Annotated in this window: 9 protein-coding genes and 1 pseudogene; 4 read left to right on the forward strand and 6 right to left on the reverse strand. The window is 67.3% G+C overall.

Going from position 1 to position 14176, the window contains the following annotated elements; translation table 11 throughout:
* Positions 1 to 75: 75 nt before the first annotated feature.
* Positions 76 to 1149 (reverse strand): LacI family DNA-binding transcriptional regulator, encoded by a 1074-nt coding sequence (locus CA606_RS11720; RefSeq protein ID WP_096050975.1) that lies wholly within the window; start codon positions 1147 to 1149, stop codon positions 76 to 78.
* A gap of 160 nt (positions 1150 to 1309) precedes the next feature.
* Here CA606_RS11720 and CA606_RS11725 point away from each other — a divergent pair, with 160 nt between their 5' ends.
* Together CA606_RS11725 and CA606_RS11730 are read left to right on the forward strand one after the other, a co-directional pair.
* A complete protein-coding gene (locus tag CA606_RS11725) occupies positions 1310 to 2836 on the forward strand; it encodes a UxaA family hydrolase (RefSeq protein WP_096050974.1) in 1527 nt (508 codons plus the stop codon).
* Positions 2837 to 2922: 86 nt separating this feature from the next.
* Positions 2923 to 4371, forward strand: a complete 1449-nt coding sequence (locus CA606_RS11730) for a mannitol dehydrogenase family protein (protein ID WP_181242560.1) — start codon at positions 2923 to 2925, stop codon at positions 4369 to 4371.
* On the opposite strand, the gene CA606_RS11735 is transcribed toward CA606_RS11730, so the two are convergent.
* Together CA606_RS11735 and CA606_RS11740 are read right to left on the reverse strand one after the other, a co-directional pair.
* Entirely contained in the window at positions 4368 to 4928 is a 561-nt protein-coding gene (locus tag CA606_RS11735; RefSeq protein ID WP_096050973.1) for a sugar transferase, read from the reverse strand. The genes CA606_RS11730 and CA606_RS11735 overlap by 4 nt on opposite strands.
* A gap of 14 nt (positions 4929 to 4942) precedes the next feature.
* Complete coding sequence (locus tag CA606_RS11740) at positions 4943 to 7597, reverse strand: polar localization protein TipN (protein WP_181242561.1); 2655 nt, start codon at positions 7595 to 7597, stop codon at positions 4943 to 4945.
* Positions 7598 to 8205: 608 nt separating this feature from the next.
* Between CA606_RS11740 and cysD the strand changes: the two genes are divergently transcribed.
* Positions 8206 to 9186 carry a sulfate adenylyltransferase subunit CysD gene (gene cysD / locus CA606_RS11745; protein WP_181242900.1) on the forward strand — a complete coding sequence of 327 codons (981 nt, stop codon included), beginning with the start codon at positions 8206 to 8208 and terminating at the stop codon, positions 9184 to 9186.
* A gap of 19 nt (positions 9187 to 9205) precedes the next feature.
* On the opposite strand, the pseudogene CA606_RS20070 reads toward cysD, so the two are convergent.
* A pseudogene (locus CA606_RS20070) lies at positions 9206 to 9329 on the reverse strand (hypothetical protein); the annotation flags it as partial.
* Positions 9330 to 9363: 34 nt separating this feature from the next.
* Here CA606_RS20070 and cysN point away from each other — a divergent pair.
* Positions 9364 to 11271, forward strand: coding sequence for a sulfate adenylyltransferase subunit CysN (gene cysN / locus CA606_RS11750; RefSeq protein WP_096050970.1), 1908 nt, complete (start codon positions 9364 to 9366; stop codon positions 11269 to 11271).
* On the opposite strand, the gene CA606_RS11755 is transcribed toward cysN, so the two are convergent.
* Both CA606_RS11755 and metG read right to left on the reverse strand, forming a co-directional pair.
* Entirely contained in the window at positions 11259 to 12461 is a 1203-nt protein-coding gene (locus CA606_RS11755) for an MFS transporter (protein WP_096050969.1), read from the reverse strand. The genes cysN and CA606_RS11755 overlap by 13 nt on opposite strands.
* A gap of 1 nt (position 12462) precedes the next feature.
* Positions 12463 to 14172, reverse strand: a complete 1710-nt coding sequence (metG, locus tag CA606_RS11760) for a methionine--tRNA ligase (protein WP_096050968.1) — start codon at positions 14170 to 14172, stop codon at positions 12463 to 12465.
* Positions 14173 to 14176: the final 4 nt, after the last annotated feature.

Raw genomic sequence — 14176 nt, forward strand, 5'->3', positions numbered from 1 at the left:
TTCGCCGACCGCCGCTCGTGTCCGCTTGGTAACCGGTGTCATGTCACGATGCAAGCACCGGGGTTTGGCACCGACCTAGGCCGGAACCGGCCCCGAAGACTGCCGGATAACCAGATTTGGTTCCATCTTGGTGACATCGCGCGGTTCGCGGCGCTCATCGCCAATCAGCTTTTCGACCGCGATCCTGCCGATCTCGCGCGTCGGCGTATGGATCGTGGTCAGCGGCGGCCACACCGCCTGCGCGATCTGGAAATCGTCGAACCCGACCACGGTGAGATCTTGCGGCACCGACAGGCCCGCCTTTCGGGCCGATTGCAGGACGCCGGCGGCCATTTCGTCGTTGCCGCAGAAGATCGCCGTCGGACGCGGCGAGCGCGAGAGCAGTTCGTCGCCACAGGCGACGCCGGACTCGAAGGTGTAGGCGCCCTGTACGATATCGTTCGGCGACAAGCTCAATCCGGCCTCGGCCAGGCCATCCTCGAACCCCCCTCGCCGCTCGTGCGAGGAACGGAAGGTCTCCGGGCCAGAGATAAAGGCAATACGCTTGTGGCCCAAATCGACGATGTGTCGCGCCGCCTGCGCGCCGCCCATACGGTCGTGACCGACGATCATGTGCTCGGGCTTGTCCAGCTCGACCGACGCGATGCGGATGTAGGCGCAGCCGATCTCGTTCAGAAGCTTGGCCACGCGTTCATCTTCCGAAACCGACGGCGGCAGCACGACGCCAAAGAGCTTCTGCCGTTCCACGAAAGAGCGGATGTCGGTCAGGAACGTCGGGCTGGCGCGATTGCACGGATGGACGACCAGTTCGAAGCCCGAGCCACGCATGCCGTCCAGCAGACCAAGCTGCATGTTCACGACATACTGCGGGTTGGGGTTGTCGTAGATCATGCCGATCAGAAACGATCGGCGGAAGGCCAGCCCTCGGGCCTGCGGATCGGGGGCGTAGCCCCATTCGGCGATCACCGCCTCGATACGCTCCCGGGTCTCATCCCGCACGAACGGCGACTGGTTGATGACGCGAGAGACGGTCTTCTTGGACACCCCGGCCAGCCGCGCGATGTCATTGATCGTGGCTCGCCGCCGCCCGCCTTCGACGCTGGTCTCGTTTTCTTCCGGGATCGAGGACGGCGTCTTGGAAGGGCTCACGGGGTATCCAGCAGCATCAAGCGTTTTCTTTTGTCATACTCCAGCCGACATGGGCTCGCCAACAGAAGGCGAAACATTCGATTGCCATATGATTGACACCGGTTTCCATCATGTCGATAGCGAGAGTTGAAGGCAGCAGGCGCTCGGACGATCACGTTTCATGACCCCCTCGACCTCGACTTCCGGCGAATCGATCCACGCGGTGGATCCGCGCGACCATGTCGCGGCCGCGCTACGCGACCTGACATGCGGCGAAACGGTCCGCCTAGGGGACCAAGACCTCATCGTCAGAGCGGACGTGCCCAAAGGCCACAAGATCGCAACGCGATCGGTCCGGGCCGGAGAGGACGTTCTGAAGTACGGCTGGCCGATTGGTCGCGCGACGAAGGATATCGCGGCGGGCGACCACGTTCATGTCCACAACGTCGCCACACGGCTTGAAGGTGTCGAGGGCTACACCTTCTCCTCCCCTCAACCGACCTCCTCCCCTCAACCAACGCCGTCCCCCACCGCCAGCCTGAAGACCTTCCAGGGGTTTCGACGCAAGAACGGCCGAGCCGGCACGCGAAATGAGATCTGGGTGCTCTGCACCGTCGGCTGCGTCGCCAACACCGCGCGCCGGATCGCCGAAATGGCCCAGCAGCGCTTCGCCGGACGTGTCGATGGCGTCCACGCCTTTCCGCACCCCTTCGGATGCTCGCAGTTGGGCGACGATCTCGCCCACACACGCAAACTGATCGCCGCTCTGGCCAGCCACCCCAACGCCGGAGGCGTGCTGATCCTGGGTCTTGGCTGCGAGAACAACCAGCTGAAGGCGTTGCTTGAGAGCGCGCCCGAGATCGATCCAGAGCGCCTGAGAAGCTTCACGACCCAGATGGTCGAGGACGAACTGGAAGACGGCCTCGCGGCCGTGGAGGCGCTGGTCGAGATCGCCGAGCGTGATCAGCGCCAGCCCATCCCCGTCTCGGAACTGGTGGTCGGCCTCAAGTGCGGCGGATCAGACGGCTTCTCGGGGATCACGGCCAATCCGCTGGTCGGCCGGATCGCCGACAAGGTCGCCGAAGCCGGCGGCACGCCCGTCCTGACCGAAATTCCCGAGATCTTCGGGGCCGAAAACGTCCTGCTGCAACGCGCCGCTAGCCGCGAAGTGTTCGACGCCGCCGTGGCGGTGATCGACGACTTCAAGCGCTACTTCATCGACGCCAATCAGCCTATCTACGAGAACCCCTCCCCCGGCAACATCGCCGGCGGCATCACGAGCCTGGAAGAGAAATCCCTGGGCGCCGTGCAGAAGGGCGGCCGGACGCCCTTGGTCGAAGTGCTGCGCTATGGCGAAAAAGTCGGCCGGCACGGCCTGACCCTCCTTGAGGCCCCAGGCAATGACGCGGTGTCCTCCACCGCCCTGACCGCCGCCGGCGCGACGGTGATCCTCTTCACCACGGGTCGGGGCACCCCCTTGGGCTTTCCCGCGCCGACGCTGAAGATCGCCTCGAACTCTGGCCTGGCGCAGCGCAAGCCCGGCTGGATCGATTTCAACGCTGGCCAGGTGCTCGAAGGCGTCTCGATGGACGCAGCGGCGGATCGCCTGATGGACCTCGTCATTGAAACCGCCTCCGGCCAGACCACCCAGGCCGAGCAGAACGGCGAGCGGGAGATCGCCATCTGGAAATCCGGGGTCACGCTGTGAAATCCTCAAAGCTGGATTGCCACCGGTGTCCGAACTGGCTCATCTAGCGCCCCGCCCTTCCGTAACGAAACTCCAGGCGTGCTCCTTTGACCGCTTCCTCCCCGACCTCCCCTGCCCTGCGTCTCAGCGCGACCAGCTATCCCGGCGTGATCCCGGGCGTGGCCATCCCCGCCTATGACCGCGACAAGGTGCAGATCGGCGTGGTGCACTTTGGGCCCGGCGCCTTCCACCGGGCGCACCAAGCCCATTATTTCGACCAACTGCTGTCGCAGGATCCGCGCTGGGGCGTCTGCGCGGTCTCGCTGAAGAGCCCAGGCGTGCGGGACGCCCTGGAGCCGCAGGACGGGCTCTACACCTTGGCGCAGTTGGACGCCGAGACGACCTTCCGGATCGTGGGCTCGATCCTCGAAGTCCTGGTGGCCCCAGAGGATCCGCCCTCGGTCTTCGCCCGGCTCGCCGCGCCGACGACCCGCCTTGTCACCCTGACGGTCACCGAGAAGGGCTACACGCTCTCCGCAGACGGCGGGCTGGACGAGAGCCATCCCGACATCATTCACGATCTGGCCAATCCACGCGAACCCAAGAGCGCGGTCGGCTATCTCGTTGAAGGCCTGCGACGCCGTTTCGCCGCTGGCCTGGCGCCCTACGCCGTGGTGGCGTGTGACAACCTCGCGGACAACGGCTGGCGCCTGAAGGCGGCTGTGGTCGCCTACGCCGCGAAGCTGGACGCTGAGTTGGCCGCGTGGATCGATCGCGAGGGACGGTTCCCGCGCACCATGGTCGACAGCATCACGCCGGCGACCGACGACGCCCTGCGCGCCCGCACGCTGGCCGCGACCGGCCTGGAAGACGCCTGGCCGATCCAGCGCGAAGCCTTCGTCCAGTGGGTCGTCGAAGATGTGCTTCCCGCCGACGGCCCCGACCTCGCCAGCGTCGGCGTGATCCTGACCGACGACGTGCGTGGTTTCGAGCGGGCCAAGCTGCGTCTCCTCAACGGCGTTCACTCCACGCTCGCCTATGTCGGCATCCTGCGCGGCCACGAGACGGTCTTCGAAGCCGTCAGCGACCCTTTGCTCGCCACCTTGGCGCGGGACATGATGGCTCACGACATCATCCCGACCCTGCTCCCGCCGCGCGGACTGGACTTGCAGGCCTATGCCGACGCCATTCTGGCCCGCTTCCGCAATCCCGAGATCCGCCACCTGCTGGCCCAGATCGCCTGGGACGGCTCGCAGAAGCTCCCGTTCCGGATCCTGGGGACCTTGACCGAGGCTCTTGAGGCCGGCCGGTCCGTCGAGCGGCTTGTCATCCCGTTGGCGGCCTGGATGCGGTTCGTCGCCCTGCGCGCCAAGGCCGGCGAAGCGATCGTCGACCCGTTGCAGGAGCGACTCCTGGCGCTGGGCCTTGCGACCACCGGCCAGGCCAGCGCCGACGTCGCCGCCTTCCTGGGTTTGGACGCGGTGTTCCCGGCCTCGCTCGCAAGCGATCCCCGCTTCGTTTCAGCCTTGGAAAAGGCCTACGCCGATCTTGGCTAACGGGTGACGCCGCGCGCGGTCAGCACCGGCACGACGGTGCTGACCAGGATACGCAGATCGAACAGAAACGAGCGCCGGCGCAGATACTCGGCGTCCAGGGCGACCTTGTCGGGTATCGCCAGCCCGTCTCGCCCATTGATCTGCGCCCAACCGGTGACGCCGGGACGCAGCCCATCAACGCCCGCCGCTTGGCGCGCCGCGATCAGGTCGGCCTGATTGAACAGAGCCGGCCGTGGTCCCACCAGGCTCATGTCGCCGACGAGCACGCTCCAAAGCTGGGGCAGCTCATCCAGGCTGAGCTTGCGCATCGAACCACCGATCGGCGTGAGCCATTGATCGGGATTCTCCAGCAGGTGGGTGGCCACCTCGGGCGTATCGATGCGCATGGTGCGAAACTTCGGCATCGGAAACAGCTTCGAGCCTCGGCCAACACGCTGGGACCAATAGAGGCCCGGCCCGGGAGAGGTCATCCGAACCAGCAGCCACAGCACCGCTAGGGGCAGGGCCAGAACGGCCAGCCCGAACGCTGCAGCCAGCAAGTCGAACGCGCGCTTCATCCAGAAGGCTCAGACTAGGCCAGGTCGCCGCTGGCCGCGTCGAGCAACAGGTAGGCTCGCCCGGCGTCCGACGACAGCAGCGCCGCCAGCAGGAAGCCTTCGCGATCCTGGCCGGCAGCCTCGTCGATCATGCCTGCATAGCGCTTGAGGAAGCGCTCGGTGTTGCTCTTGAGCGTCGCATCGGAGAACAGGCGACGGACCAGTCGCCGGATCGCGGCCGGCGCCAAGCGCTTGACCACCTCGCGCGCGCCGAAAGCGTCGCGCGTCTGAAGCGCGGCGGCGATCTCGTCGATACGGCCGCGCGGCAACAGAGCATGCGGGTCGATGCCCATGGCGGTGATCTCGGCGGCGAGTTTCTCGCCCAGGCCCGCGTCGCCCGGCGTGCTGCTCTCAATGCCCGACAGAAGACCCCGCCAACTCCAGTTGCCGTCGGCCTCGCCTTCCACCGGCGGCGTTCCCGCCTGCTTGCGTACGGAGGCCTGCTCGAACACCGAGCGGAACTCCTGGTCGGTCGCCGTCGGGGTCAGCCGCAGACGGCGTCGGTCCGTCGGCGTCTCGTCCTCGTCATCGAATTCGGCGATCGGGAGCGCGGAAGGCGGCGGAGGCGGCGCGGCGCGCGTGCGACTGGGGGGCGGCGTGATCGTGGCTGCACGCGCCGCGACGGTCGAGATGCCAGACGCCGTGACCGCGCCCGCCGCCTCGCTGAGCATTTCGTAGTTACGGCGAACACGCTCCTGGAAGGCCTGGTCGATCGCCGCCGTCTCCTCGGCGGTGCGGCGCACGGCGTTCATCAGTTGCTCGACGCCCTGCTCGATGGCGATACGAACTTCGCCGGCCTTTTGCAGCGCTTCGGCGGGCAGGTCAGCGGTCCGCCGGCCGATCTCCGCCAGCATGACCTCGAGCTCATCGAGCGTGCCCCTGGCCGTCTGAACGGAATCCTGGAGCTTCTGGGACGTTCTCGCCCCGGCCTGCTCGACCATCTGCGCCGAGTGCTCGATGATGTCGCGCGCCTCTTCCATTCGCGACTCGAAGACCGCGTCCGCCTTCTGTCCGGCGGCGAAGGCGATCTCGTTGAGCTGATCGACCCGGCTCCGGGCCGCCTCGACCCGCGCTTCGACGCTCTCGCTAGCCTTGAGCGCGGCTTCGGCCATGGCCTCCATGGCCGCCTTGAGCTCTTCCTCCAGCAGGGTCCGCTGGTTCTCGGCGACGTCACCGATGGTCTCGAGCGTCTTTTTGGTCTCTTCGGCCAAGGCGTCGCGCTGCGATTTGGCGCCGTCGGCCATCTCGCGGAACTGGTCGGCCGCAGCGCTGATCAAGCCGCGCAGGATCTCCGCGCCCATGGACGCGGTGTCCGAAAGCTCGGTCGCGCCGACCCGCGTATAGGCCACGAACTCGGTGAGCTGGGCGGTGCGGGTTTCAGCTTCAGCGGCGAAGTCTTCCTGCTCGGACCGGAGCGCCTGGCTGATCTCAACCAGAGCCGCGCGCTGGGCGGCGAGCGTCTTTTCGACCGAGGCAACCTGATCCCCGACCCCGACGCCGGCGGTCTCCAGACGGGCGATCTGGCGGGACAGATCCTCGGCCCCGACACGCGCGGCGTCCGACGCCTCGGCGGCGGCGGCGGCGAGATCGGCGGCGCGGGCCGCCAGAGCCGCTTCGGCCTCGCGGAGCTGGGTCTCGGCCAGATCGGACGCCTCAGCGACCATACGGGCCTGACTGCCGATCGCGTCGACCACCGCCGTCGACCGCGCGTCCAACGACTGCGACAGCGTTTCCATGGCCGAACGCTCGTGGCCCAGGCCCTGGGCGAGCTGATTGGCCATCCGCGCGGAATCCGCAGCGGCGTCGGCGAGACGCGCTGTCTCCTCAGCCAGAGCTTTTCGCAGCGAAATGATATGGTCTCGGGCCCGCTCCGCCGCAGCGGCGGCTTCATCAACGCCCTGCCGCATTGCGTCGACGGCGTTCGACGCGCCTGCGGCGGCCAGGGCCGCCGGGGTCACAAGGCGGTCGGTCAAGGTGCGGTTGCGGCGCAGCTCATCCGAAATGCCGTTGGCCTGTCGCAGCAGATAGGCGCCGAGCAGCGTCAGCAGCGCCGGACCGATCGCCAGCCCAGCGAACACCATCAACGCAAAGCCTTCGATCTTGAAGGCCGGAACGCCGCGGGCATAGCCGAGCGCGAAGGCGATCGGCGCCAAGGCCCAAAGCGCCGCGACCGCGGTCGCCAGCGTCCAGAAAAGGACGCCGGACATGCGGCGCGGAACCGTTTCGGAGTCCAGGGCGACGGCCGCGTCCGAGACAGGACCGCGAAGATCCAGCGCCGCTTCGCGCCTTTCAGGCTTTGTCGCGGGCGCAGCCGGAGCCGGAGCCTCGACGACAGGCGCGGGCGGTTTTGGTGTCGCCGCGAGCGAGTTGCCGACCTTCATCTCCGGCTCAGCGAACCGAGCGGGCTCGGCTTCGCGACGACGCCGCGAGCGGACGGTCGGCGGTGCCGGCACCGCGAGGTCATCCGGCGCGGGGTCATTCAAGGTCAGCGGCTCGGCGGACTGCTCTTCGCCTTCCGGCGTCACGACGGACGACGGCTCCAAGTGTTCAGACGCGGTCTTGGGGTCCTCGGGAGGGATCTCCGTCGGCGTCGCGGAGAAATCGAGCGGTTGGCGCTTCTTAGGCTTCATACGCAGCCAGGGTCCCAAGGCGGGCATAAAAGGGGCGTCGGCGAGGGGGCGCGTATCAAGTCTCGCGCGCCGAACCCCTCCTTCGCGTGGTGCATGAACCTAGCGGCGAAAAGCCTTGGCGAAAAGCGGCTTTGGTTGCGTTCTCAAGGGTTGCGACGCATAGGCGCGACCTCAACCGCCCCTGGAGACCGCCAATGGCGCGTTCGCGGTGACCGGGACCGGCCGAACGGCGGCGTCCCGAGCGCGGCTGACGGTTCTGGCTTGCGAAGACTTCGCGTGAGGGCAGACCGCGTGTTCGATCGCGACGCCAAACTGGCAGAGCGCGAAAGAGGACAGCCAGACGACCGCCACAGCCAACATTTCCGCCAGGAAGCTCATAGCTCGCCCCACGATCCCGTAGCGGCGTTATGCGAGAACGGCGCCTCAGAGACGAGTGAAATTTTGGTCATGAACAACGCGGCTGTGTCGCCGGGCGCCATGGCATCTGACAGCGCCCCCAGAATTCCGGCGGTTGTCCCCGAGCTCGCACGGGCCTAGGTGCCAGCCTCAGCCCGGCGCGCCCTTGAGCAGAGGTCATGTCGGAGATTTTTCCTTTGCGGACCCTCGCCTTGGCCCTTACGCAACTCGCACCCGCCGCCTCTCCGCCGGACCCGATGACGCCCGATATCACCCAGGCTGCGATCACCCCGGCGCGCTTGACGCACCTGCAGCGACTGGAGGCCGAGAGCATCCACATCCTGCGCGAGGTCGCCGCCGAGTGCGAGCGCCCGGTGATGCTGTATTCGATCGGCAAGGACAGCGCGGTGATGCTGCACCTGGCCGCCAAGGCGTTCTATCCCAGCAAGCCGCCCTTCCCGCTTCTGCACGTGGATACGACCTGGAAGTTCCGGGACATGTACGCGCTGCGCGACCGGATCGCCTCGCAGCTCGGCTTCGACCTGTTGGTGCACAAGAACCCGGACGCCGAAGCGCGCGGCATCAACCCGTTCGATCATGGCAGCGCGGTTCATACGGACCTCTGGAAGACCGAGGGACTGAAACAGGCGCTTTCCAAGTACGGCTTCGACGCGGCCTTCGGCGGCGCGCGCCGCGACGAGGAGAAGAGCCGGGCCAAGGAGCGGGTCTTCTCGTTTCGCTCGGCCGAGCATCGTTGGGATCCCAAGAACCAGCGGCCGGAGCTGTGGAACCTCTACAACACCCGCAAGCACCCGGGCGAAAGCCTGCGCGTCTTCCCGATCTCCAATTGGACCGAGCTGGACGTCTGGCAGTACATCCACCTCGAAGATATCCCGATCGTACCGCTATATTTCGCGGCCGAGCGGCCTGTGGTCGAGCGCGACGGCGCGCTGATCATGGTCGACGACGACCGCTTCCGCCTGCGTGACGGCGAGGTTCCGCAGATGAAGAGCGTGCGGTTCCGCACCCTGGGCTGCTACCCGCTGACCGGCGCCGTCGAGAGCACGGCGGCCACCCTGCCCCAGGTGATCCAGGAAATGCTGCTGACCACCACCAGCGAGCGCCAGGGCCGCGTCATCGACCATGACCAGTCCGCCTCGATGGAGAAGAAGAAGCAGGAGGGCTACTTCTGATGGGCGCCCCGAACGACTTCTCCTCACCCGCCAAGCGGGGGAGGTGGCGCGACGCGAATACGCGTCGTGACGGAGGGGGCGTCCGGCGCCCGGCCGGGATCCAGCGCGCCCTTCACCGCCGTTCGGCGGTCCCCCTCCCCCGTTCCGCTTCGCTACTCGGGGGAGGAGAATAACCCCATGGCCCATCAGTCCGCCCTGATCGCCGAGGACATCGAAGCCTACCTGCACCAGCATCAGCATAAGTCGCTGCTGCGGTTCATCACCTGCGGCAGTGTCGACGACGGCAAGTCCACCCTGATCGGTCGCCTGCTGTACGACAGCAAGATGATCTTCGAGGACCAGATGGCGGCCCTCGAGGCCGACTCCAAGAAGGTCGGCACCCAAGGCGACGCGATCGACTTCGCCCTGCTGGTCGACGGCCTGGCCGCCGAGCGCGAGCAAGGCATCACCATCGACGTGGCCTATCGGTTCTTCTCGACCGAGAAACGCAAGTTCATCGTCGCCGACACGCCGGGACACGAGCAGTACACGCGCAACATGGTCACCGGCGCCTCGACAGCCGACGCGGCCGTGATCCTGATCGACGCGCGCAAGGGCGTGCTGACCCAGACCCGTCGTCACAGCTATCTCGTCAGCCTGTTGGGCATCCGCAACGTGGTCCTGGCGGTGAACAAGATGGACCTGGTCGGCTGGGACCAGGGCGTGTTCGACACGATCGTCGCCGACTATCGCGCCTTCGCCGAACAGATCGGCCTTTCGGTGTTCACGCCGATCCCGATCTCGGGCCTCGGCGGTGACAACATCGCCGCGCGCAGCGAGGCGACGCCCTGGTTCGACGGCCCGATCCTGATGGACTGGCTGGAAGCCGTCGAGGTCGAGGACGACCTCCAGGCCAAGCCCTTCCGCATGCCGGTGCAGTGGGTGAACCGCCCGAACCTCGACTTCCGGGGGTTCTCGGGCCTCATCGCCTCAGGCTCGATCAAGCCCGGCGACCGCATCCGCGCCCTGCCCTCGGGCCGGGAGAGCCGCGTGGCCCGCATCGTCACCCTGCCGGGCGACCTTGATCAGGCCGTCGCCGGCCAATCGGTCACCCTGACCCTGGAAGACGAGATCGACATCTCGCGCGGCGACGTCATCGCCGCCGCCGACGCCCCTGCCCCGGTCGCCAACCAGTTCGAGGCCACCCTCGTCTGGATGGACGACGAGCCGCTGCCGCCGGGCCGGACCTACCTGCTGAAGCTCGGCGCCCGCACGGTCGGCGCCAGCATCACCGACATCAAGCACCGCGTGAACGTCAACACGCTGGAAAAGACAGCGGCCAAGCGCCTGGAATTAAACGAGATCGGGATCTGCAACCTGTCCCTCGACCAGGCGATCCCGTTCGAGGCCTACGCCGACAACCGCCAGATGGGCGGGTTCATCCTGATCGACCGGCTGTCGAACCGCACGGTCGGCGCGGGCATGATCAACTTCGCCCTGCGGCGGGCCGACAACATCCATTGGCAGCATACCGACGTCAGCAAGGTCTCGCGCGCCGCTCTGAAGCGTCAGCGCGGTCAGGTGGTCTGGCTGACGGGCCTGTCGGGCGCGGGGAAGTCGACCATCGCCAACCTGGTCGAAAAGCGCCTGCACGCCCTGGGTCGCCACACCTATCTGCTGGACGGCGACAATGTCCGTCATGGGCTGAACAAGGACCTCGGCTTCACCGAAGAGGACCGCGTCGAGAACATCCGCCGGGTGGCCGAGGTCGCCAAGCTGATGGTCGATGCGGGCTTGATCGTGCTGACCGCCTTCATCTCGCCGTTCCGCGCCGAGCGCCAGCTGGCCCGCGACCTGCTGGAGCCCGGCGAGTTCATCGAGGTTTTCGTCGACACCCCGCTGGCCGTCGCGGAGGCACGGGACGTCAAGGGTCTCTACAAGAAAGCCCGCTCGGGCCAACTGAAGAACTTCACCGGCGTCGACAGTCCCTATGAGGCTCCGGTGTCGCCGGAGCTGCGCATCGACACCACCGCCATCGATCCCGTGGAGGCGGCGGAACGGATCGTGGCGTGGCTGGAAGGCCAGGAGATCGACTACACGATCTGATGACGCCGGGCGCGGCGCGTGAGCAGGATCGCGCCGCCCAGGCCCAGCAGCGCCATCAAGGCGGTCGCGAGATAGCCGAATGAGCCAAAGGCGTCGAACAGCGGTCCCGAAGCCAAGGTCGCCACGCCCAGCGTAAAGCCCGACGACAGCGCCGAGTTGATCGCCTGCGCCGGCGACGCCGCCGACGGCGGGGCCAGCTTCTCGATCAGGCGCAGCGAGGCCAGGAACGAGGCTGCGAAGGTCAGGGCGTGCAGCATCTGCAGCGGGAACAGCGCCCAGAGCGGCGGCTCAAACGCGTAGGCCGTCCAGCGTAGCGCAGCGGCGCCCGCGCCCAGCACCAGGAACAGCTCCGGGCCCCAACGCCGACGCAGGGGCTCGAGGAACCACATGAACGCCACCTCGGCCGCGACGCCCACGCCCCACAGCACCCCGATCATCGGCTCGCTGATCCCCTGCTTGCGCCAGAGGATGGCCGAGAAGCTGTAATAGAAGGCGTGCGCGCCCTGGATCAGGCCAGCCGTGACCACCGCCAGGACGAAGGTCCGGTTGCGCAGCAGCTCCGACAGGCCATTCCAGCGTTCAGCCCGCGGCGGCTTGGCGCCCTCGGCGTGGACGCGCTCCGGAGGCACCAGCGTCGCGGCGGCCACCGCCCCGAACAGGCAGGCCGCCGCGATCCAGATGGCGATGATGGTCGGCGCCGCGAACGTGAGGATCGCGCCCATGGCGAGGTTGGCCGCGATGAAGGCGCTGGAGCCCGTGCCGCGCGGAATGCCGTAGTTGAAGCTCTCCACCCGCGCTCGGCGCAGGGTGATGACGTCGATCAGCGGCGAGACTGTCGACAGCAGGGTCTGGCCGACGAACCAGGCCAGGATGAACCACCAGAGGTTCGCAGGCCCCAGCAGAGCGCCATAACCGACCGCCGCGCCCAGCAGCAGCAGCACCATGGGCGTTCGACGCAGGGTGAAGCCGTCCGCCCAGACCGCCAGCACCGGGCCGGTAAAGGGCTTGAGCAGCAGGGGGACGGCCAGGATCAGGCCGATCTCGCCGCCGCTCATCCCGCGATCGCGCAGATAGGTGCCGATGTACGGCAGGCTGACGCCCGAGCTCAGGAAGATGGCGGCGTAGAACAGGCACAGGCGAACCAGGGTCGAAAGCCCCTGCCCCTCCGTCCTGTCCGCGCCGCCCGTCACCTTACTCCGCGCCGCCGAAGCGGGCCGTCCATTCGGCGATCTGCTCGTCCTCGATCTTCTTGAAGAGGACCTCGGGCACGGTGATCGGCGCGCCGACGCTCAGGGTGTCGAGCTCGGCCTTGGCGTCGTTCGACGGCCAGGCGGCCGGGAAGTCGAGACCGAACGCGTCGCTGATCTTCTCGGCGGCGAACGGGATGAACGGGGCCGAGATCTTGGCGTACAGCGCCGCCAGGTTCAGGGCGGTGCGCACGATGACGGCGGCGCGGTCGCGATCGGTCTTGATCGCGGTCCACGGCGCGGCCTCCTGCAGGTACTCGTTGCCGACCACCCAGAGCGCCCGCAGCGCCTGGGCGCTCTTGCGGATCTCGATGGCGTCCATCTGTTCGGCCAGATCCGTCAGACGGGCGGAAACATCGGCGAACAGCTTCTCTTCCAGCGGACCAGGCTCGCCGCCCGCCGGGACCACGCCCTCGAACTTGCTCTCGTTGAACTTCAGGATGCGGTTGACGAAGTTTCCCAGCACGTCGGCCAGGTCGCGGTTCACGGCGCTGGCGAACTGCTCCCAGGTGAAGGCCGTGTCGCTGCCTTCCGGCGAGTTGGCCGTCAGGTACCAGCGCCACAGGTCGGGCGGCAGGATTTCCAGGGCCGCGTCCATGAAGACGCCGCGCTTGTTGCTGGTCGAGAACTTGCCGCCGTACCAGTTCAGCCAGTTGAAGGCCTTGAGCATGTCAACGCTCTTCCACGGCTCTTCGGAGCCGAGGATCGTGGCCGGGAAGCTGACCGTGTGGAACGCCACATTGTCCTTGCCCATGAACTGGACGTAGCGGACGTCCTCAGCGCCCGCATCGGTGCGCCACCAGCGCTTCCAGTCGCGGTCGGGCGAGCCTTCGGCCCACTCCTGGGTGGCGGCGATGTATTCGATCGGCGCGTCGAACCAGACGTAGAAGACCTTTTCCTCAAAGCCCGGGCGCGGCACGCCGTCCTGGGCTACCGGGATGCCCCAGGCCAGGTCACGGGTGATGCCGCGGTCGATCAGGCCCTCGTCGAGGTGCTTGTAGGCGATCGAGCGGGCCAGCGGCGGCCAGTCGGCGTGGCTGTCGACCCAGGCGCGGATCTTGTCCTGCATCTTGGTCTGCAGCAGGTAGAGATGCTTGGTGTCGCGCACCTCGATGTTCCGCGAGCCCGAGATCACCGAGTACGGGTCGATCAGGTCGGTCGGGTCCAGCAGGTTGCCGCAGTTGTCGCACTGGTCGCCGCGCGCCTTCTCGAACTTGCAGTGCGGGCAGGTCCCCTCGACATAACGGTCGGGCAGGAAGCGCTTGTCGTCGACCGAATAGACCATCTGGTCGACGCGTTCCTCGATCAGGCCGTGATCTTCCAGGGCCTGGCAGAAGTGCTGGGTCAGGCGATGGTTCTGCGGCGAGGACGAGCGGCCGAAATGGTCCCACGACAGGCCAAAGGCCCGCCCCACGTCGTGCTGCAGCACGTGCTGCTCGGCGCAATAGGCGGCCACGTCCTGGCCGGCGGCGGCGGCGGCCAGCTCAGCCGGCGTGCCGTGCTCGTCGGTGGCGCAGATGTAGAGCGTCTCGTGACCCTGGGCCCGCTTGAAGCGCGCATAGACGTCCGCCGGCAACATGGAGCCCGCGAGGTTCCCCAGGTGCTTGATGCCGTTGATGTACGGCAGGGCGGAGGTGATCAGGATGCGAGCCATGCGG

This window comes from Caulobacter vibrioides, from assembly GCF_002310375.3.
Lineage (GTDB): Bacteria > Pseudomonadota > Alphaproteobacteria > Caulobacterales > Caulobacteraceae > Caulobacter > Caulobacter vibrioides_D.